We start from the raw sequence: 19,936 nt of genomic DNA, 5'->3' as shown, positions 1-19,936 counted from the left end.
CCGCCCCACGAGCACGAGACCAACCACTACGCTCAACACCAGCCCCAACCGGCGGCTGGAGTCAACGCATAGAGCCTCCACCGATCCCGGAGCGGTTCAATGTCTCTACTTCACCTGCGGTGATGCGGTGGACAGCGTCAGGGACAAACAGCAGTGGGCAACTCTTCTACCACCCCGGCCCGCATACCCCGACCACCGGAGAAGACGTTCATGACGCACCAGGCCCTCCCCGCCCAGACAGCCCGCCCCCGCACCCTCCACTCCTCCCCGCGCACCGCCGGCCCCCTCCAACTGGTCCCGCCCACCCAGCGCTCCCGCTCCCCCCGTACGCCGAGCAAGCTGCCCCGCATGAGTGAACTCGCCATCGACACCGGCGATCACGGACGGATCATCGACCTGTCCCGCGAGCCCGACGCCGCGAACCGTCTTCCCCGGGGCAGGGCCGGCGGACGCTACCGGTGCTGCGCCTGCGGCAACGCCCTGATCTTCACCGGGCCGGCCACCCCCGACTCGGCATTCACCCCCCGCTTCCGCCACCCGGGAAGCCCTGGCACCGACCGGTGCACGGCCCCTGCACCTCACCAGGCCGACATCCAGAGCGACCTCACCACCGTCCTCGACCTCCGCGAGCGGCTGGCCCGCGCCCTGCCCGGGACGGTCATCTCCCTGACAGCCCAACCCCAGCTCGCCGGACAGCGCTGGACGCTGCCTCCAGCCCTCGTCATCCACCAGGGCGACCAGGCCGTCGTCGTCGAACGCCCTCGCCGCCCGCTGACCAAAACGACCGCCGAAACCCGCCGGCAGCACGTGCGCGCCACCTACGGCGAGCGCACGGCGCACTGGTGGTTCTTCGACCGCGACGACACCCAGCAGTACCTCAGCGCCGGCACCGTCAAGATCCGCCCCCACGGCACACCGGACACCCACCCCAAGGTGCGCCCCACTCCCGCCCAACGGCAGCTCGTCCACAACGGTGCCGCCGTGTGCTGGATCGCGAAGGACACCGTCCTCATCCCCTACGGCGGCCACCCCGGTACCTACCCCGCCCACGACGGGGAGGACTGGAGCGGCGAGATGGCCTCATGGGCGAAGGACTGGAAAATCTCCCACCCCTACCCGGCCGACAGCGCCGCCTGGTGGGGCCTGGTCCCGCTGCCCCTGCTCACCTTCGGAGCTCACACCGGATTCCGACCAGCACCCGCATTCCAGGTGATGCACGCCCTGGAAAAGGCCCAGAAGGGCCGCGAAGCCCACCGGCGCCGCCTCGCCCGCGAACACGCCCAACGGCCGAAGCCAGAAACCACAGCCGTAGCCACCGCGTCTGCGCCTACCGAAGCCTCGTCGCCACATCCGTCATCTCAACCCGCCCCCGCCCTGGCGCCCATCAAAGCTTCGGCGGTACATCGCGCGCCCGAGCAGGCCCCACAAGCGGTACAGCCACCCCCGGCCGATGGGCCACCACTGCCTCAGCGGGCACAAGTCGCCCCTATCCAGGAGTCCGGTTCCCATCCGCGGTTCACCTGGCGCGCTCTGCTACGACTCCTCCGCCCCGGAAAGACATCACGATGACGGAGGCCCAACTACTTCCCGGCGGCAAGGGGTCCGCCCTCCACAGCCGCCCCGCGTGGATCTGCGGTTTGCTTCATCCGCTGGGCATCCGTTCCGAAAGTGCGCGCCAGGGACGGCGAACACGAGACCGTGGTGGAGTGATCCTTCCTCCCGGCCTCCTACGTACCGCTCCCTTGAACAGAGAGACGACGTCGTCGCTGATCTGCCGCGTCGCCAGCCGCTACGGACTGGAAGCGACGGCGTTGCGGTCTTGCTGGAAGTGGCGCAGCCACCAGCCTCGGCACGACGGAGGGGGCGGGCGGGCAGATGCCGAGGTGCTGTTGAACACGGCTGGACGGCGGCTCCTGGCAGGCCTGTCCGGCGTCGAGGAGGGTGTGCTGGCGCGGGCGTTGCCGTCCTGGGGGGCGGGAGGATGCCAGGCTGCCGGCCGCGGATGCCGGGGAGCCGGCGGCGGCGTGGCGGATCGGTGGTGCGGTTGCCGGGCCGGTGGCGTTCGGCTGTCGTCTGTGCACGGCCCGGCGTACGGGGACGGCTGGGCGGGCGGTGCTGTATGCCCCGCGGTGGGACCGTGTGTGTGTCCGGCACGGGCGGTGGCTCCTTGATGCGGATGCCGACCAGCCTCACGAGTATCTGGACGTGCGGCGTCTGCCGGAGGTGGTCGCGGCGCGGTTGCGTTGGGCGGGGGTGGCGCGGCGGGCGGTGCGGGCGGGGGCCGAGCCGGAGCGGGTGTTCGCGCTGGCGCAGGCGGTGGTGGCCCGGTGGTGGGAGCAGGCGCTGCAGTGGGAGCGGGAGAAGGTCTGGCCGCGGCAGTTGCATCGGGTCGCGGGCGGTGATGCCGGGGGCGATCTGGAGTGGTGGCGGATCGTGGGGCGGGACGCGGTGGTCTTTCCCGAGGTGGTGGCCGTGGCCGACGCGTTGCTGGATCCGGGCATGGCCCAGTTGGTGTGGGTGGACAGCGGTGCCGGGCAGCCGCAAGCGTTGCCCGTTGACGGGCTGTTCTGCCGTCGGCTCGGTGAGCGGGTGGGGCGGGAGTGGATGGGGCCGTTGGCTGCGGCGGACCATGGCGGTCCGCTGATCGCGTGGATGGGCAGCGTGATCCGGCTGCGCCGTGGGGCCGGTGGGCCCCCGGGATATGACAACGCCCCCTGGTGGCTGCGCCGGGAGCATCAGTCGGTGACGATGGCGGGGCAGTTGCGGGTGCTGGGCAAGGAGAAGAAGGACCCCGGTTCGGGGACGATGTGGCGGGCGGTGGTGCCGGCTGAGCAGCGGATGCGGATAGGCAGTCTCCTCGGTAGTGCCGAGGAGCAGTTGCTGCAGCTGCACGGCGTGCAGAGCGGGCCGACCGCCGAGGTCGCCTGGCAGCTGCTGCAGGGCCTCGGTCGCAGTGCCGGTCTGGTCGAGGCGGCCTGGAAGCGGACCGCGGTGGCGGCGGTGAACGGCGGGGTGCCGTTGGAGGAGGTGGCCCGGTGGGCGGATATGTCCCCCGGGACACTGAGGAGCATGCTGAGGGCAGGTAGTCAGGAAGAGGACGGCTGAGAGCAAGGTGGGACCTGGCTCATCGCCTGTTAGCTGATACGGCACTCGTTTGTGGCAGAAACCCTGAAAACGACGATGCTTGTCGGCGGGAGCGGCTTGGCTGACGCGGGTGATCAGCACAGGAGAGGCCGCCCGGCCTGGGGGCCGGGCGAGGCGAGTGGCCGTGGATCGTCGCAGTGGGTTCGAGGCGGTGTTCCTCGATCCGGTGGGGCAGTCGGTTCAGCAGCGGTGGGCGGATGCCGCCATGACCGTGGCATTCGAGGAGTTGCGGCCGGTGTCGGCGTTCCCGGTGATCCCGGGGCGCCGGTGGGGGCCGGGGTTGTGGTGGTCGGCGACCACCGGGCGGCACGTGGCCGCGGGTTCGAACGCGATGCGCACCCAGCTGATGGTCCTGGACCGCGACCCGGATGTGACCCGGGGCGTCCGGTGCGGTTGCTGTGGCGCGAGGAGCGGGGGCGGGTGCGTTCCTGGGTGCCGCAGCTGTTCGCCCGGTACCGCGACGGCACGGGTCTGCTGGCCGACTGCCCCAGCCACCCGGAGGCCGGTGGCGACCGGGCGGTGAAGGCCGCCGAAGCGGTGAGCGCGGCGTGTGAGGAGATCGGCTGGGCCTACCGGCGTCTTGCGCCGCTCGACGACGCCCTGGCCGCCAATCTGAAATGGCTGGCCGGCTACCGCCACCCCCGCAACGCCGGCCGCCCAGGCCTGACACCTGCGGCGGTGGAGGCGTTCGCGCGGCCGCGGCCGCTGATCGAGGGCGTCGAAGCAGCCGGTGACCCGATCGAGGTCCTGCCGGTGGTCTTCCACGCCCTATGGCACGGGCAGGTGACAGCAGACCTGGAGACACCGCTGCACGAACGCGTCCTGGTCGGTCCCGCGGGCTGGAACGGCCCTGGTCCGGACACTGTGGGAGGGGCTCGGTGACCGCGCGGCGCAACGCCCGGCCATCGGTGAAGGCCGGGGTGCAGGTCAGGTTCCGCGGTGTGAAGTGGCAGGTGGTCGCCCTGTCCGGGCAGACCATTCACCTCGTCGGCCCGGACGGCGGCGGCGAGGCGGTGCTCGCCGGGTACCTGTTCGCCGATCCCGGCTTCAGCGTCATCGGGGCCGATGTCCCGCAGGCGGCCCCGCAGTGGGGGCTGTTCGAGACCGCCCCCGCCGCGGCACGTGAGAAGGCCATGGCCTGGCAGCGGCACGTGAGGGAAGTCGAATGCGGCCTTGCCGGCGGGCCCGGCAGTGCTGGAGCGGTGCGGGAGCAGTACGACCCAGAGAGGCACACGCTGGCCGAGCGGGAACAGGCCAAGGCCGAGGAGCTGACCGCGCTCGGGTTCGGGCGGGTGTCGCGCACCACGGTACAGCGCATGCGGCTCGCTTATCGCAAGCAGGGCCTGTGGGGGCTCCTCGACCACCGCACCACCCGTGCCTCCAGCCCCACCGGGCGGTCCGACGAACGGGTCGTCGCCGCCGTCCGTGAAGCGCTGCGCCGCCGGCGCGGGCGCTCCAAAGGCACCATCAACGGCCTGTTCCCGCTCATCAACCAGATCCTTCAGGAACAGCATGGCCCCGGTACGGTGCCCGTTCCGTCCCAGGCGACGCTGTACCGGCTCGTCACCTCCCTCGCCCGCCCCGGCGAACTGCCCAGCGGTCCGGTGAGGCAGGTGCCCGCGAGTGTCGAGGGGCGGGCTTTCACGCCCGCCATGGCGCTGCGGCTGGGCGAGCAGGTCCAGATCGACACCACCCGCCTGGACGTCCTGGCCCTCTTCGACGACGGGCACCTGGCCCGGCCCGAGCTGACCATCGCCGTCGACGTCGCCACCCGCGCCATCCTCACCGCCGTGCTGTGCCCCAGCGCGACCAAAGCCGTCGACGCGGCCCTGCTGCTCGCGGAGATGGCCGTCCCCCACCCCGCCCGCCCGACCTGGCCGGACATCCTGCGCATGGACCACGCCCGCGCACTCCCCCACCAGCGGCTGGCCACGCTGGACGAGCGCCTGGCCGGTGCGGCGGCCCGGCCGGTCGTCCTGCCCGAGACGATCGTCGTCGACCGCGGCAAAGTCTTCATCTCCCGGGCGTTCACCACCGCCTGCGAGAGCCTCGGCATCAGTGTCCAGCCGACCCCGCCCCGCGCCCCCACCGCGAAGGGCATCGTCGAGCGCACCTTCGGCTCCATCAACGCCCTGTTCTGCCAGCACCTGCCCGGCTACACCGGATCCGACGTCACCCGCCGCGGCCCCGACACCGAGAAAGACGCCTGCTACAGCGTCGCCCAGCTCCAAGACCTCCTCGATGAGTGGCTGGTGCACTACCACCACCGGCCCCACGAAGGGCTGCGCCACCCGATGATGCCCAGGAAGGCCCTCACACCGAACCAGATGTGGGCCGTCCTTGTCGCGGTCGCCGGGTACGTGCCCGTCCCGTTGACCGGGCGCGACTACCTCGAACTGCTCCCCGTGCGCTGGCAGGCCATCACCCCCGGCGGCATCACCATCCACCACCGCACCCACGACGCGGACCTCCTCGCCCCGAACCGCGGCCAGGCATCCCCCGTCGCCGGCCGCGGCGGGAAATGGGAAATCCACTACAACCCCCACGACGTGCGCCAGATCTGGATCCGCCTCCCCGACGGTGAACTCACCGAGATCCCGTGGATCCACCGCGACCACGTCCACCGGCCCTTCGATGAACGCACCTGGCAACACATCCGCACCCAGGCCGTTGACGGCAACCACGGTGACAACGAGCAGCACGAAGCAAGCCTCGCCGACGCCCTCGACCAGCTCATGCGCCGCGTACACAGCGGCCACGCCACCACAACGGAGCAGGCACTTCTGGCCCGCACCGCTCACCTCCCTCTCCCCGAAGCCCGCGATGGGGACCACGGCACCGAAGCACCCGCCGACAGCCCGGCGCAGCAAGGCGACGAAGGCAACGACGACAGCATCGACGACCGCGACAACCTGCCCGACGACGTCAGCCCCGCCCCGGCCACCGGATTCGGGCTCTACAACGCGCACGAGGAAGCCGACACATGGTGAACCCGAGCCCGCCAAGCGCGAGCAGCACACAAGGCGGTCCCGACGAAAGCGGCGGAGCCGAGTTGTCCTGGCCGCTGACCACCTGGCAGGGCTGGCACCGCTTCGCCACCACCGCCCCCGTCGTCCCTCCCCGGCCCGGCGACCCGCCCCGCAGTACCGAGGAACGCCTCGCCTACCACTCCAGCTTCGTCACCATCCGCACCCCCGCCATCCACACCCTGGCCACCCAGGTCCGCACCCTGATGATCCTCGGACGCCACCAGCAGACCACCGCACGGCCCTCCCTCATCGTCACCGGACCCGCCGCAGCCGGGAAGACCACCGCGCTCCTGAACGTCGGGCGTACCTGCCACCTCGCCCACACCCGCAAAAACCCGCCACCACCCGGACAGCGCACACCTCAGTGCCCGTCGCGTATGTTCTGGTCCCGCCCGGCGCGACCGCGAAAACCCTCATCACCGAATTCGCCCGCTACCACCGAATTCGCCCGCTACCTCGGCATCCCCGTCACCGCCCGCATGACCCAGACCCAGATCACCGAAGCCGTCTGCCACACCTACACCCAGGCCGGCATCCAGCTCGTGATGATCGACGAGATCCACCGCCTCAACCCCCGCACCACCACCGGCGCCCAAACCGCCGACCTCCTGAAAGACCTCAGCGAACGCCTCCCCGCGACATTCGTCTACGCCGGCATCAACGTCACCGACACACCCCTCTTCACCGGCGTGAGAGGCGCCCAACTCGCCGGACGCGCCACCCTCGTCGACTGCGGCCCCCTCCCCGCCCGCCACGGCAAACGTGAACCCTTCCGCGACGTCATCACCGATATCGAAAACCACCTCGACCTCCAGCAGCACAAACCCGGCACCCTCCCACGCCACGCCCCCTACCTCCACCAGCGCACCGCAGGCCGCATCGGATCCCTCACCCGACTCATCCGCCAAGCAGCCATCACCGCCATCCACGACGGCACCGAACGCATCACCAAAACCACCCTCGACACCATCCGCCTCGACCACCTCGCCGAAACCCAACACCGCCCCCGCCAAGGCCGATAAGACCACCCCCGCCGAACAGGCAGAACAGCCCTGACCAGCACAAACACCAACCGGGCCTTTACACGCCAGAACTAACTACAACACACCCAGCCCCACTCAGCACAGAACACATAACCCCAGCTCAGAAGCCTCCGCCTACCTACCCAAGCCGCCCATTCCACCTCTCAGCGAACCAGCAACACCCCAGACCAGCCGCCCCGCAACACACCAACAAACCCCCCTCCCAGCGTTACCGGCAGAACCCGAACGCCGCAATGATGATCTCGCAAACCACTGACATCGAGCAGGAGCTTTCGAAGGCATTGCGTTGCGGTGACAGGCACAGATCCACGACACCTGCGGCAGGACCGGCTCTCTGCGAGTGTCAGCCGAGGCAGACTCACGCGTGGTCTTGGTGAGCACGAACATGCTGATCCTGTACTCCCTGGTCGCCGGGGCACGAGAAGGCGGATCGTTCTCCGGCGCGAGAGTCTTGCCATGGCCGGAGTCAGTTGCACTTGGCTTCCGGGGCGTCGCCCGGCTCTGGCGCTTCAACGGCTCGCGGCGCAGCAGCGGTGGCGCGGTGCTTGCTCCGCTGGTCGTGGGCCAGAATTCCGGAGATCGCGGCACTGGTGACCACGTCGCCGATGATGGCCCCTGCTGGTACAGAAGCGCTGCAACGCGAGGGCGGCCCTCACGTCCCGGCTTGCTCTGCAAGTTCCGCGTAGGTTCCGGCCATGGCGCGCTCGTTTGGGGGCCGAACGCACTTCGGCACTCGCTCTACTCGTCGGCGGAGACCATGCGGAAGCGATCGAAGCGCTTCGGCGCACTGAACATGGGACGTCTCCAGTAACCGCCGGTGTCCCGGCGCTTGAGAACGTCCTCCACGACCTCTCCCGCGTCGCGGTCGAAGCCGGCGGAGACGAGAGAGACGCGGTGGCACAGCAGATCCGAATCGCCCTGCGAATATCCCTCCCACTTACCGGAGTCGTAGCGTTTCTCAGGCCTGATCACGTCGAGGAGCTGGTAGGCGTCGAGGGCTTGGTGTGTCTCGTATGCCTTCCGCCCCAACCCGTAAAGGCCCTGCCTCACGTCGCCGGTGACGTAGGTGATGGTGAGTGGTTCGCTCTCCTCGGCGCCGACCACGGCGCCGGTGTACTTGAGGCGGTCGAACCACATGAGCAGGGCGGCGATCTCGCTGTTGGTGAGCACGTGCACCCAGCCGCGGGTGAAGAACTCGATCGGGATCTCGATGTACGGCTCGGTGTCGCCGGCGGCGGTGTAAGGGATGGCCGAGCTGACGGTGCTGGTCCCGTTCTCGCACAGCAGCTGCAGACCAGTGCTGAAGCGGCCAGGCCTGGTGTTGGCCCGCACGAGCGCCATCGATTCCAGCGTATTCAAGGCCTGCGTGATCTGGCGTCGGCGGTTGACGTCCTCGGACGCCAGCTGAATGCCAGGACCGGCGTGTTGGCTGATCGAAGCCGACAAGCTCATCCATGACACCGGGTGCTTCGCCGTCGACTCCACGAGGTAGGGAGCGTCCCACTGCTTCCCTGGCCCCACGGCGCACTGCGCGGCGTAGAGCATCGTCAGCATGAGCCGGAGCTGGAGTCCCTTAGGCGTGACCATCCGGGCCGCGAACGGCTGCTGCTCTTTCGGAAGCGGCTTCCGCTCGTCCTCCAGGGTCCTCATCTCGTCAAGCCGATAGAAGGCCTGGCGGACCCGAACGGAGGCGGGCTGCTGTCCTTGCTCCCAGATCCGGCGCATGACCTGATTGACGCCCTCAACCATGCGGGTTCGAAGGGTCTGAAGGTGTGCAAGGCGCGCGTCGACCATGCCATCCTTGGGGCGCATATCGATACCTGTTGAAAACTACGGATTGATTCTCATGCTGCCGCGATGCATCAATTACTCATCCATGTTCAATTTTTCTAGGTGTCGTTCATGCGAATCAATGCGTAGTTCAGAGTACCGGACGACCCCTCAGACGGGCTACATCATTTGATGTGTGGGGAGCTGAACAGGGCCCCACGGGCGGCCTGGAGGGCTTCTCCAGCCGAGTCCAATCGGGGGCCTCGGAGCACCGACGCCGGCAAGCACTTGGTGCTCCGGGTCCCCGCAGGCGTCTGTGGAGAAGCCGGGCCTTCTGCCTTTAGGGACAACGTCACGGCCCTTCGCGAAAAAGGTAGGGCTCTGATGCTGGCCCTTCACTGGGGCGGAACCGAAGGGGGGATAGCTCTGGAGTGTGGGCGGGCCGCCCGCCTCGTCGGATGGCCCGCTCACCCCGCGCTCAGGCTTCCATGCCGCCTCCGAGGATGTCCGGGTGCTCGGGGTAGGCGACATCCAAGTTGTGCATAAGGAACATGTAGCGACCCAATTGCGCGGCCCATTCAGGCTCGGTCAGGTACTGGACTGTATTGAGGGCAACTGCGGCCAAGCCTGGCGCCCCCTTTGGAGTGATGCCACCGACGACGGCCCACTGTCGCCACATCACATCTTCGGTGAGCAGGGTGAGGATCTCCGGCTTGGCCGAGGCGCGCCCCATCAGGTCGTGAAGGGCACCGGTCGCCAACGTGCAGGTGTACACGGCGTGGCATAGGTCCCGGTCGTTGGCCGCCTCAACCGTGCGCAGCATGCCGGGGAGGCCCTGAGCCCACGGGGACCGTGTCAGCGGGTTGGTCCCTGAGAGCTCGGCTCGCCGGTGCTCATCACGGATTTGTTCGATCATCTCGGTGTGGTTCGGCATGGCCTCTTCCGAGGCTTCGAGCAACTCCTCACTACCGAGATCAGCAACTCCTCCGAGCAGCAACCGGGCGCCGGCATCCGTCAAGGCCCGGTGGGAGACGTTCGGGAGGGTGTTTGGCGAGCGGGGTAGTTCGAGCCCAGCTTCGGCAGCGTGGGCGCGCAGAGTCTTATCCAGGTCCCTCTGTGGCAAGCGGCGTTTCCCCATCACTCTCTTAGCTGCGGCCCGTCTAGCTTTGAACGCGCGGTCGGAGTTGCCAGCGGGGATCTTGTCGACGCCTGCCTGCGCTAGGCCCTGTCTGATAATTGATCTTGTGGTGGGTCGTGGTGAGCTGACGGATGCGGCGTGGGGTCGGATAGCGCCGTTGTTGCCGGGTGTTGACGGTCGTGGGCGGCCGTGGCGGGATCACCGGCAGGTGATCAACGGGGTGTTGTGGCGGTTGCGGACCGGTGCTCCGTGGCGTGACCTGCCGGAACGCTACGGGCCGTGGCAGACGGCCTATGAACGGTTCGCCCGCTGGGAAGCGGACGGCACCTGGGCCCGTCTGCTCGAACAGGTCCAGGTCCGTGACGACTCCGTCGGAGCCGTGGAGTGGACCGTGTCGGTCGACTCCACGATCAGCCGGGCCCACCAGCACGCCGCCGGTGCCCGCAAAAGGGGGCGGAGGCGGGGGACGAACTGGAAGATCCGGCACATCCGTCGGCTGACCAGGCGCTCGGCCGGTCCCGCGGCGGGCTGACCACGAAGATCCATCTCGCCTGCGACGGCCGGGGCCTGCCCCTGGCCGTCGTCGTCACGCCGGGCAACGTCAACGACTCCACCGTCTTCGAGACGGTCATGGACGAGCTGAGGGTGCCCCGCACCGGCGCCGGACGTCCCCGCCGCAGGCCCGACGCGGTCATCGCGGACAAGGCGTACTCGTCCCGGGCGATCCGCCAGGTCCTGCGCGGGCGAGGCATCCGGGCGGTGATCCCGGAGCGGGCGGACCAGAAGGCCAACCGCCTGCGGCGAGGGAAGGCCGCGAGCTCTACAAGGCCCGCAACGTGGTCGAACGCTGCTTCAACCGACTCAAGCAGTTCCGCGCGATCGCCAGCCGCTTCGACAAACTCGCCGCCCGTTACAAGGCCGGAGTCCACCTCGCCTCACTCATCCTCTGGCTCCGCGAACCCATCCAAGATCCTTTGTCAGACAGAACCTAGTGAACGGTGTGCTCGTCGGTCCCGTCCACGTGCGGCGGGCGCGTTCAGCTCGACTGCGACTGCTTTCCTGAGGTCCTCACTTGCGACGGCGGAACCCTACCGCACCCTCGCGAAATCAGGAGTTGACGCCCAACTCCCTTGCGATCAGCATGCGCTGTACCTCGGAGGTGCCCTCTCCGATCTCCAGGATCTTGCAGTCACGCCAGAAGCGGGCGACTGGGTACTCGTTCATGAAACCGTATCCGCCGTGGATCTGAGTGGCTTCACGGGCGTTGTCGACGGCGGCCTCGGACGAGTACAGCTTGGCGATCGCGGCCTCCTTCTTGAACGGCTCGCCGCAGATCAGTCGGGAGGCCGCGTCCCGCCAGGCCAGGCGGGAGATATGCGCGCGCATCTCCATGTCGGCGAGCTTGAACTGGATGACCTGATTGGCGCCGATCCGCCGCCCGAAGGCGTGCCGGGTGCCGGCGTAGCTGACGGACTGGTCGACGCAGCCCTGGGCCAGTCCGGTGGCCAGGGCCGCGATGGCGATGCGCCCCTCGTCGAGTATGCGCAGAAACTGGGCGTAGCCGCGGCCTCGGGTGCCGAGCAGGTTGGCCGCTGGAACCCGGCAGTCGGTGAAGGACAGTTCGCGGGTGTCGGAAGCGTTCCACCCGACCTTGGAGTACTTGCGGGAGACGGTGAAGCCAGGGGTACCGGTGGGAACGATGATGGAGGAGATCTCGCGGCTTGACACGACCTCAGCACCACCTCCACTCGAACGAGCGATCGGTTCGGTCAGTGCGGTCACCGTGACCAGACCGGTCATCTCGGTACCGGAGTTGGTAATGAAGCACTTGGTACCGTTGATCACCCACTCGTCGGTGGCCTCGTCATAGCGCGCCGTGGTCCGGGTGGCGCCTGCGTCCGAGCCGCCCTCCGGCTCGGTCAGGCCGAAAGCTCCCAGCAACTCGCCCGACGTTAACTTCGGCAGCCACTCCCGCTTCTGCTCCTCGGTGCCGAACCGGTAGATCGGCATGGCGCCGAGAGAGACCGCCGCCTCCAGCGTAATCGCCACCGAGGAGTCCACCCGGGCCAGCTCCTCCAGGACCAGGCCGAGCGCGAAGTAGTCACCACCCATGCCCCCGTACTCCTCGGGGAGGGGCAGCCCGAACAGCCCCATCTGCCCCATCTCGCGGACGATCTCGTACGGGAACTCGTTCTGCTCGTAGTAGTCGCCGATCTTCGGGGCCACCACGTCGTTGGCGAACTGCTCGACAGTGCCCCGCAGTTCTTCGTACTCGCGGTCAAAGCGGTGGTCGAGCAAGGTGATCCTCCTGGATTGGGGCAGCAATGCCCTAGGGGTGAGGTTCAGTCAGCGGCCGGAGCCATTGTGCTGCTGGTCATAACCGGGCTGCGGAAGCGATGATTTCCCGCATGATCTCCGAGCTGCCACCCTGCAGAGTGATCCCCCGGGCGTCCAGGAAGAGCTCTGAGATCTCGCTCTGTGCCAGGTAGCCGTGTGCACCGAACAGGTGCAAGCAGCGGTCCGTGACGGCGCGAAAGGTTTCGGACGAACGCAGCTTGGCCGCAGCGGCGTCAGCCTCGGAGAGCCTGCCCTGGTTCAGACGATCGACCGCCAGCGCGGTCAGTGCCTCGTTGGCCTGGAGCTCCGCCATCATGTCGGCGAGAGCGAAACGGATTCCCTGCAGGCTACCGAGAGTACTTCCGCGCACCTGGCGAGTCCGAACGTGGTCCTGAGTGAGCATCAGGCTTTTGCGGGTGCCCGCATCGGCCCGCACCGCGATGGCCAGTCGCTCCTTCGGCAGCATCCGCATCAGGTACCCGGCCGCGCGACCAGGGCTGCCAAGCAGAGCACCGTCCGGCACAAAGTGGTCGTCGAAGGCGAGCCGCGCAGTGTCCTGGGCTCGGAGGCCCAGCTTGGTGACCGGTGTCCGCCCGACAGCATTCGCAGCATCCTCGACGATGAATAGCGACAGGCCCATCGGGCCCTCCGCGGTCCGTGCAACCAGCAGTAGGAAGTTCTGGGTGAGACCGTTGGAGATGAAGAATTTCTCCCCGTTCAGCCTGTACCCGCCATTGACCTTGCAGGCCGTCAGGCTCAGCCTCGCCAGGTCACTCCCAGCCTCCGGCTCGGTCATCGCAATCGCCGAGACCGACTCCCCCGCGCAGAGGGCAGGCAGCCACCGCTTCCGCTGCTCATGGTTGGCGATGGCGCTGATGTAGGGGATAACGATGTCGTTCTGCAAGGTGATGGCGAAACCGTTCAGCCCTGCAGCAACGATCTCCTGCGCCACCACGGCGCTGTACCGGTAGTCGTCGATCCCCCGACCGCCCAACTCCCGTGGAACATCCAGTCCGAGAAACCCCGCAGCCCCCGCGGCCCGCCAAACCTCCCGAGGGAAGCCGTCGCTACGGAACACCGCGCTGTGTGCGGGCACCACCTGATCCTTCAGGAACTGTCTAAAATTGACTCGGAACGAAGCGAGTTCGCTGCTGTCACGGATGGCGGAGAGAGACATGGCTGTGGTCCTAGTACGGGAGGGGTTCAGTCCAGCAGGGCAGCGGCAAGCTTCCGGTCAGGCTTCCAGGCAGCGTTGCGCGGGATCGCGACCACCTCCCGAAAGCTGACCGGTACTTCGTGGGGGTGCAGTCCGGTTCGGCAGTACGAGCGGAGCCTCGCGGCGAGACGTACCGTCTTCGGGACGGTTGGCACGACAAGTGCAGCCAACTGCCCGGACGGCCCCAGCCCCACCAGGCAGTCGGCAACCTCGGGATGTTTCCTGAGCACCGACTCGACTTCGAGGAGCGAGACTTGGAGCCCAAAGACATTGACGGTCTCGGTCGCACGGCCGTTGAGGTACAAGTACCCGCGATCGTCAGTCCGGCCGAGATCGTCGGTCTCGTGCCACCCCTGGCCGCTTCCGTGCCACACCTCGCTGCCCACAGCCGGGATATCCTCCCCGAGCACCACGCTCCGGCCGCCGCTGAGGTCCCGGAAGGCTATACGGCCGAGCTCCCCGGGTGGGAGAGGCCCGGACTCGCCCACCACACTGACCTCCGACTTCCAGGGACGGCCGACACTGCCGGGGTGCTCCAGCCACTCCCGACCGGATATGACGGTCCGTCCGTGGCCCTCGGTCATGCCATACGCTTCGAAGACCCGCTCGGGGCCCAGTGCGGATAGCCACGCCGTCTTGACCGGGACGGGGCAGGCCGACCCGGAGTGCTTGACCGCCTCAAGGCTGGCGAGTTCCCCTGCCCGCTCCGGCAGGAGGTCCACTGCCTGCTGCATGAAAAACGGCGGCACCCCGACGTACTCGATCCGGTGGCCGTGCACCAGCTCGAAGAGATCCTCCCCACGCATCGCCGGTGCGAGCACCAGCCGGTGACCGGCCAGCAAACCGACGTGGGCCAGGTCGAAGCCCATGTTGTGACTCAACGCAGCTACCACCAACTGCCGTTGACCATTCCGCAGGCCTAAGGACCCATAGACGGTGTCTAGCACCGCGGTCGGGGCTTCGCCGAACTCGGCCGGCCCCTGGTGGACCACCACCCGCGGGCTGCGAGTGGTGCCGCTGGTAGCTATAGCCTTGCGGCGCGGTGGCGTCAGGTCCTCGGGAAGCCGTGTGGACCGGCCTCTGCCCGGGGAGAGTACCTCGGCAGTGCCGACCCGGAGCCCGAGCACCGGAGCGGAGGCCAGTGCCACGGTGGCGCCCGTGAGGCCGACAATACGCTGCAACGCCTCGGGAGCGGCCTGAGGGTCGAGAGGCAGCGGGCACCCGCCCGCTCGCCAGATCGCGAAGTTCCCGGCGATGGCCTCCCAGGTGTTGCCGAGCAGGTTGAGCACCAGCTCGCCCGGACGGATCCCGGACTCCACCAGCCAACCTGCTCCGGCGTCGGCGGCGCGCCACAGCGATTCCCAAGTCACCGTGTAGGCAGCTGCGGCCCGAGCAAGCTGAGTGACCGCAACCTCCCCCGGCCGCTCATCGGCCAGCCGGGCCAGCAGAGCTGAGTAGCTCAGCACGCGCCCGCTCCTGATGAGGCATCACTCAGCACCGCCGACGGGAGCAGCGATGACGGGCCATCGCGGTGGCCGCCGAGCCACCGCGCGGCGCACTCCGCCACTTGCGGAGCAACGGCTTCCAGAACCCACCCAAAACCCTCGTCGGAGTTCCGGTCGAGCAGGTACGCCAGCCGCCAGTAGTCGCGCAACGCTATATGCAGCCCCAGCACGGCGGACAGTTCGACGCCCGGGCGCACCTCACGGTAGCCACGCTCCAGGGCTGCTCCGGCCACCCGGGCCGCAGCGGGGTCCGACCGGAGCGACCAGGTGGCGGCGGCCAGATCCGCGCAGCGTGGGCCAGTCCCTGCCGTCTCCCAGTCCAGGAACACCGGCTTGTGCCCTCCATACCGCCAGCGGATGTTGCCCTGGTGGAGGTCACCGTGAATCAAGCCGCTCTCTTGCTCAGCCCAGTCAACACTCGCGGCCATAGCCATCAGTTCCTCCCCGAGCTCAAGTAGTCGGTGCCGGAGCGGTGCCGGCAGGTGGCGGCTAGCGGCGATCCGCGCCAGCGACGCATGCAGTACCGCGGGAGTACCCGCCGTTCCGAGAGTGGTGGGCCACGGCAGGTGGTGGTAGCGGTCGAGCGCTTGGTGCAGGGCGGCGATGGCACCGCCGAGCTCCTCGAAATCCGCTGGACCGTCGGGTCCTTCGATCAGTTCGGTCAGCACTGCGGCACGCAGACCCTCGGCGGTGCGGAGCGCGGTCACCAGCTCCCCGGACCGATCTGGAATCACTGCAGCTACGCCCACGCCGTGGTCGGCCAAATGGGCGGCGAGGTCCGCCTCGCGCTCGGCGCCCTCGTCTTGCCCGAGGAGGAATACCTTGTAGACATAGCCGCGACCACGGTGCCGCACCAAGTAGGTGTCGTGCGAGGCGCGGTGGAAAAGGTGACCGCAGCTCACGTCCTCCCAGCCGTGGCTACTCGCCACTTGTGCAGTGACATCGCGCGGGTCCGATACCGATCGCAGGGTTCGTACAGGGCTCACGGGTCAGAGCGCCTTCCGCAGCACCATGAAGTCGATCGGGATGTCCACTGGGCCGTCGTCCCAGCGCTCCGCGCAATGGGCGGACAGCCGCTCCAGCCCGCGTTCGAAGGCCTCATCGGAGATGGCGATCAGATCGGACAGCGGCCGCCTGGCGATGCGTTCGTAGTACGCCCCATAGGTGGCGGCGTGTTCCTGCGCGAGCGTCACCGTCTCGGCCGGGACCAGGCCGTGGAGCACACCCGCCTCGGCCACCTCCGCGCGGGAAGGTATCCGCAGCCAGTCGAGATCCTCCACCTCGGGGAAGAACCGGACGTGCGGCGTGCTCGGCCGGGTCTCCCGGGTCGCGTTGCGCAGCACCGCCACACCGCCCGGACGGAGGACCCTAGCCACCTCTCCCATGGCTATGGGCAGCGACGGCAGGTGGTGCAGCACCATCGAGGCGAAGACTAGACCCGCGCTGTCGTCCAGTACCGGGAGGTGTTCGGCGTCCCCCCGCCTCAACTCAATACCGGGGTAAGTCTTGCCAGCGGCCACAGCGAGCATGGCCTCGGACGGCTCCACCCCGATCACCTTCGCGGCCAGGGTGTTGGCCAGTGGGGCTAGGAACCGCCCGGTGCCACAACCAAGGTCGACAACCAGTTCGGGGCTCGCCCCGTCCAGGGCCTTGACGATGACGTCGAGGACCTCCTGGACGGCACGGTCCGGGAGCAACCGACTGCGGTCGTAGCGCTCGGCCACGTCGGTCCGTTGGAAAACGTGCGTATTGTTCACAGTCGTTTTTCCCTCTGCTTCTGAGACGTGAGTTCGCGACCGGCCAGGTGCCAGGTCGATTCGAGTGCCGTGCCGTGCTCTGACTTCGAAGCGGGCCACGACCGACGGCGGCACGCGGTCAGCCTTGAGCTGCCCGACCCGGCGGGTCGCAGGGTCCTCGCACAGCACGCTGGCGAAGTGCGAGCGAGGCAACGTTCCGTCGCGCACGATGAGCACCGAGTGCGGCGCCGGTAGTCCCGTCAGATCGGCTGCGAGGTAGAGCGCGAAGGCATCGCACTCCCGAAACGCCAGGTCCCGGACCACGGCCACCGCATCCTCGTCTTTGGCTAACTCGGCCAGCCTGGAAGCAATTTGACCTAGGTCTCGGGGAACCTGCCGAAAATCGATGAGCTTCGCCGGGCCGGGTGGCCACTGTTGAAGCAGTGCCCCGTCATCACCGCCGCGCATCGGCACCGTTCGGTACTGGACGACGGTCGGGCGGACTCCCTCAGAACAGTAGAACTCGACCTCGGTGATCGATCCGGACCGGCTGTGGGCCTCGTGAATCTCCTGCAGGGCAGCGCGGAGACCACCACCGCCCGGCAGGTCCCCCCAGTCGTCGCCAGCCCCGACCATACGGACCGGGTCGGTCTCTGCACACCGGACCTGACGGTGGAGGCGGGCGGCCTCGTAGAGGTCCACCGCCGCTCGCCCGTCCCGCAGGTAGGCCACCCCGTAGAAGTCGCCGGACGCCGCTGCACCAACGATCAGTTCGGTCCCCTCACGTCGAACGTCCACGCCGAAGCGGTGGCGGTACCAGCGGACGTACGGGCGCTCCAGGGCCGAGCCGAGCACCTCCAGCCCCTGGGCCAGCCCGTCGGGGCCGGTGCAGCGCCAGGAGTAGTTCACCCCCGGATACGAGACCTCCGAACGCGCCGACAGGCTCATGCTGGTGCGCAGCCATACCGGTCCGTCCAGACCGAGCCGATCGACAGCAGCCCGCACGATCGAACGGGCCGCGATCACCCCGGGCGGGGGAAATTCCTTGACGCAGGGCCACTTCAGGACCGGCAGACAGTCCCGCGCGCATTCACGGTCGGGGGCTCCGAGCGGGAGCGGCACCACTTCGAACGCCGGGACGTCGAAGTGGGCCGACTTCATCGCCCGAAGGGTCTGCAGCGCCGCCGCCTTGGTGGGCAGCAGGCTGCCCGGTATGTGTTCAGACACGGTTGCTCGGGGTGTACCGAAGGAGGTTGGAGTCCCGCTCCTCAAAGCCGAGCTTGCGGTAGAGGCGGTTGGCCGCCTCCCGCGAGGCACGTGACGTGAGGTCGACCGTCCGGGCGCCAAGTTCGGCTGCTCGGTCCATCGCAGCACGGGTCAGCGCGGCGCCGGCCTGCTGCCCCCGAGCCTCGGCGTCCACCACCACGTCCTCGATCCAGGCCCGGACTCCGGTCGGGATAGGGAAGACCACCAGGGTCAGGGTGCCGACGACGCGGCCGTCCAGCCGGGCGACAAAGAGCGTGTTCGCCGAGCAACCGACAACGTTGTGGATGGTCTCGACGGTCACCGGTTCAGCAGAGCGGGACAGCTGGGGAACGAGACGCGCGAAGGCGGCGACGATCTCGTCGGTTACTTCGCTGACCTGCTGGATTTCTACAGCCATGATTCTCTCCTCAGTGAGTTGCGGGTGACACCGCGTCGGGTTCGGGTTTCGGGAGCAGCCCGGCGGACGCAAGATATCGATGCAGCGAACTCGCGTCGACCGTGGCCCCGAGCGGCACCCGGTAGGCCTCCTCTACTCGAACCTCCTTGCGAGGAGCTACCGAAGGCGCATCTGCCAACCACGGATAGATGCCGAATGCCGGATTCTCCGGACTGTCCCGTAATTCCTGGCGCCATTCCGCCAGCGACACGATGTCGAGTCTGATCCCGGCGGCGCGAATCCAGTCCGCAACGTCGCCGAAGGAGACCAGTTCGCCGACGACATACCGGAGCGCAGGGCCGGTGGGAACTCCATCCCGGACTTGCCCGGCCAGCAGCCGGACCAACTCGTCTACTGGCGACCATCGTTCGACGGGCATTTCGTCGGGGTCGGGGAAGCGGCCGAAATCGATCGAGCCGCGGATCACCATTGAGGCGAAGTCCGCCTCCTGCCACCGGCCGGTGCCAGTCGCGGCACTGATCCTGCCAAGCCGGTGGACCAGCACACGCAGGCCTCGTTCGCCCGCCGCCAGCACCAGGCGCTCGGCCACCAGCTTGCTGAGGCCGTAGCCGCTCTGCCAGGGCCGGGCCGCGCTGTCGCTGGAGATATGATGGAAGGTCACCGGTCTGGCGCAGGACGCAACGAAAGCCAGCAAGGCCTCGGTGCCCAGAACGTTGACTTGCCGCAATGCGGCGTACGAAAGCGCTCCGTTGACGGCTGCGGCGACGTGAACCACCGTGTCCACCCGACCGGCCAGCTCGGCAGCCGTCTCCGGAGCCAGGCCCAGCCGCTCGTCCGCGAGGTCGCCAAGAATGATGCCGATCCGCACCGAATCGGCGGTGGCTCCAGCCGTTGCCAACGCTGCTTCGACACGGGCCAGGCCGGCGGTCTCATCAGCGGCACGGACAAGGCAGTGCACCCTCGCACCTGTGCTGCGCAGAAGTTCCGCCAGCAGGTGTCCGCCAAGGAAGCCCGTCACGCCGGTCAACAGGATCTCCTGCGGTCCATCCAGTGCCGGGCTTACCGGTCGGAACACCAGGTCAGGATCCAGCTGGCCGTCTGCCTCGGCCAGCGAAAACTCCGCACTGTGGTCCTCCTCCGCAGGATAGTCCTCTGCCAGACGGCGACCCACCAGGTCTGCCAACTCAGCCGCCGTTGGAGCCACGTACAGGTCGGCGAGCCGGAAGGGCAGTCCGTCCCCGGCCGCCATGGCGACAGCCCGGAGTGCGGTGATGGAGTCGCCGCCGAGTTCGAAGAAGTTGGCGGTGGGGTCGGTGCAGGGGGTGTCGAGGAGGGTGCTCCAGATGGCGAGAAGG

General features: G+C 68.3%; 13 protein-coding genes and 2 pseudogenes. 6 read left to right on the top strand and 9 right to left on the bottom strand.

All coding sequences use genetic code 11. From position 1 onward, the window contains the following. Nucleotides 1–210 precede the first annotated feature (210 nt). The 5 genes and pseudogenes from IF17_RS0135255 to IF17_RS01000000136855 all read left to right on the top strand — a co-directional run bounded on the left by IF17_RS0135255 (nt 211) and on the right by IF17_RS01000000136855 (nt 7,195). Nucleotides 211–1,569: a hypothetical protein gene (locus IF17_RS0135255; protein WP_030575193.1), complete on the top strand. Its 1,359-nt coding sequence runs from the start codon at nt 211–213 to the stop codon at nt 1,567–1,569. A 636-nt stretch (nt 1,570–2,205) separates the two neighbouring features. Continuing rightward, nucleotides 2,206–3,105, top strand: coding sequence for a DNA-binding protein (locus tag IF17_RS1000000140065; RefSeq protein WP_157851204.1), 900 nt, complete (start codon nt 2,206–2,208; stop codon nt 3,103–3,105). 163 nt (nt 3,106–3,268) lie between these two features. Beyond that, nucleotides 3,269–4,026: pseudogene (locus IF17_RS01000000136860) on the top strand (TnsA-like heteromeric transposase endonuclease subunit). Next, entirely contained in the window at nt 4,023–6,134 is a 2,112-nt protein-coding gene (locus IF17_RS0135240; protein ID WP_030575191.1) for a DDE-type integrase/transposase/recombinase, read from the top strand. The pseudogene IF17_RS01000000136860 and the gene IF17_RS0135240 overlap by 4 nt, the downstream one beginning before the upstream one ends. 62 nt (nt 6,135–6,196) lie before the next feature. After that, nucleotides 6,197–7,195, top strand: a complete 999-nt coding sequence (locus tag IF17_RS01000000136855; RefSeq protein WP_157851203.1) for a TniB family NTP-binding protein — start codon at nt 6,197–6,199, stop codon at nt 7,193–7,195. 759 nt (nt 7,196–7,954) lie between these two features. Here the strand turns inward: IF17_RS01000000136855 and IF17_RS0135230 are convergent. Beyond that, nucleotides 7,955–9,010, bottom strand: a complete 1,056-nt coding sequence (locus IF17_RS0135230; protein WP_244890584.1) for a hypothetical protein — start codon at nt 9,008–9,010, stop codon at nt 7,955–7,957. A 454-nt stretch (nt 9,011–9,464) separates the two neighbouring features. After that, a complete protein-coding gene (locus IF17_RS1000000137295; protein WP_157851202.1) occupies nt 9,465–10,004 on the bottom strand; it encodes a hypothetical protein in 540 nt (179 codons plus the stop codon). Between the two features lie 226 nt (nt 10,005–10,230). On the opposite strand from IF17_RS1000000137295, the pseudogene IF17_RS1000000138320 reads away from it, so the two are divergent. Beyond that, nucleotides 10,231–11,116 (top strand): annotated as a pseudogene (locus IF17_RS1000000138320) (IS5 family transposase). A gap of 115 nt (nt 11,117–11,231) precedes the next feature. Here the strand turns inward: IF17_RS1000000138320 and IF17_RS0135215 are convergent. The 7 genes from IF17_RS0135215 to IF17_RS0135185 form a co-directional block, all read right to left on the bottom strand. After that, a complete protein-coding gene (locus IF17_RS0135215) occupies nt 11,232–12,422 on the bottom strand; it encodes an acyl-CoA dehydrogenase family protein (RefSeq protein ID WP_030575182.1) in 1,191 nt (396 codons plus the stop codon). Nucleotides 12,423–12,498: 76 nt separating this feature from the next. After that, nucleotides 12,499–13,638, bottom strand: coding sequence for an acyl-CoA dehydrogenase family protein (locus IF17_RS0135210; protein ID WP_030575180.1), 1,140 nt, complete (start codon nt 13,636–13,638; stop codon nt 12,499–12,501). Nucleotides 13,639–13,664: 26 nt separating this feature from the next. Continuing rightward, nucleotides 13,665–15,143, bottom strand: a complete 1,479-nt coding sequence (locus tag IF17_RS1000000137290) for a class I adenylate-forming enzyme family protein (protein WP_051884220.1) — start codon at nt 15,141–15,143, stop codon at nt 13,665–13,667. Next, the gene (locus tag IF17_RS0135200) at nt 15,137–16,111 is read right to left on the bottom strand and encodes a phosphotransferase enzyme family protein (protein ID WP_030575176.1); all 975 of its coding nucleotides are present in this window, start codon (nt 16,109–16,111) and stop codon (nt 15,137–15,139) included. Before IF17_RS0135200 ends, IF17_RS1000000137290 begins: the two co-directional genes overlap by 7 nt. Nucleotides 16,112–16,171: 60 nt before the next feature. Continuing rightward, complete coding sequence (locus tag IF17_RS1000000137285) at nt 16,172–18,145, bottom strand: class I SAM-dependent methyltransferase (RefSeq protein ID WP_051884219.1); 1,974 nt, start codon at nt 18,143–18,145, stop codon at nt 16,172–16,174. Continuing rightward, nucleotides 18,138–18,581: a GNAT family N-acetyltransferase gene (locus tag IF17_RS0135190; RefSeq protein WP_030575172.1), complete on the bottom strand. Its 444-nt coding sequence runs from the start codon at nt 18,579–18,581 to the stop codon at nt 18,138–18,140. The genes IF17_RS1000000137285 and IF17_RS0135190 overlap by 8 nt, the downstream gene beginning before the upstream one ends. 10 nt (nt 18,582–18,591) lie before the next feature. After that, on the bottom strand, nt 18,592–19,936 hold a 1,345-nt coding region (locus tag IF17_RS0135185), incomplete at its 5' end, for an SDR family oxidoreductase (RefSeq protein WP_030575170.1).

The organism is Streptomyces cyaneofuscatus, assembly GCF_000718135.1.
In the GTDB taxonomy this organism is placed as follows: Bacteria; Actinomycetota; Actinomycetes; order Streptomycetales; family Streptomycetaceae; genus Streptomyces; species Streptomyces cyaneofuscatus.
The sequence above is the reverse complement of the archived record's forward strand: the minus strand, read 5'-3'. Positions and strand labels throughout refer to the sequence as shown.

Bases quoted from the DNA above. Each gene is read 5' to 3' on its own strand.
- IF17_RS0135255 (WP_030575193.1), top strand. From the start codon at position 211: ATGACGCACCAGGCCCTCCCCGCCCAGACAGCCCGCCCCCGCACCCTC.
- IF17_RS0135190 (WP_030575172.1), bottom strand. From the start codon at position 18,581: ATGGCTGTAGAAATCCAGCAGGTCAGCGAAGTAACCGACGAGATCGTC.
- IF17_RS0135230 (WP_244890584.1), bottom strand. From the start codon at position 9,010: ATGGTCGACGCGCGCCTTGCACACCTTCAGACCCTTCGAACCCGCATG.
- IF17_RS0135210 (WP_030575180.1), bottom strand. From the start codon at position 13,638: ATGTCTCTCTCCGCCATCCGTGACAGCAGCGAACTCGCTTCGTTCCGA.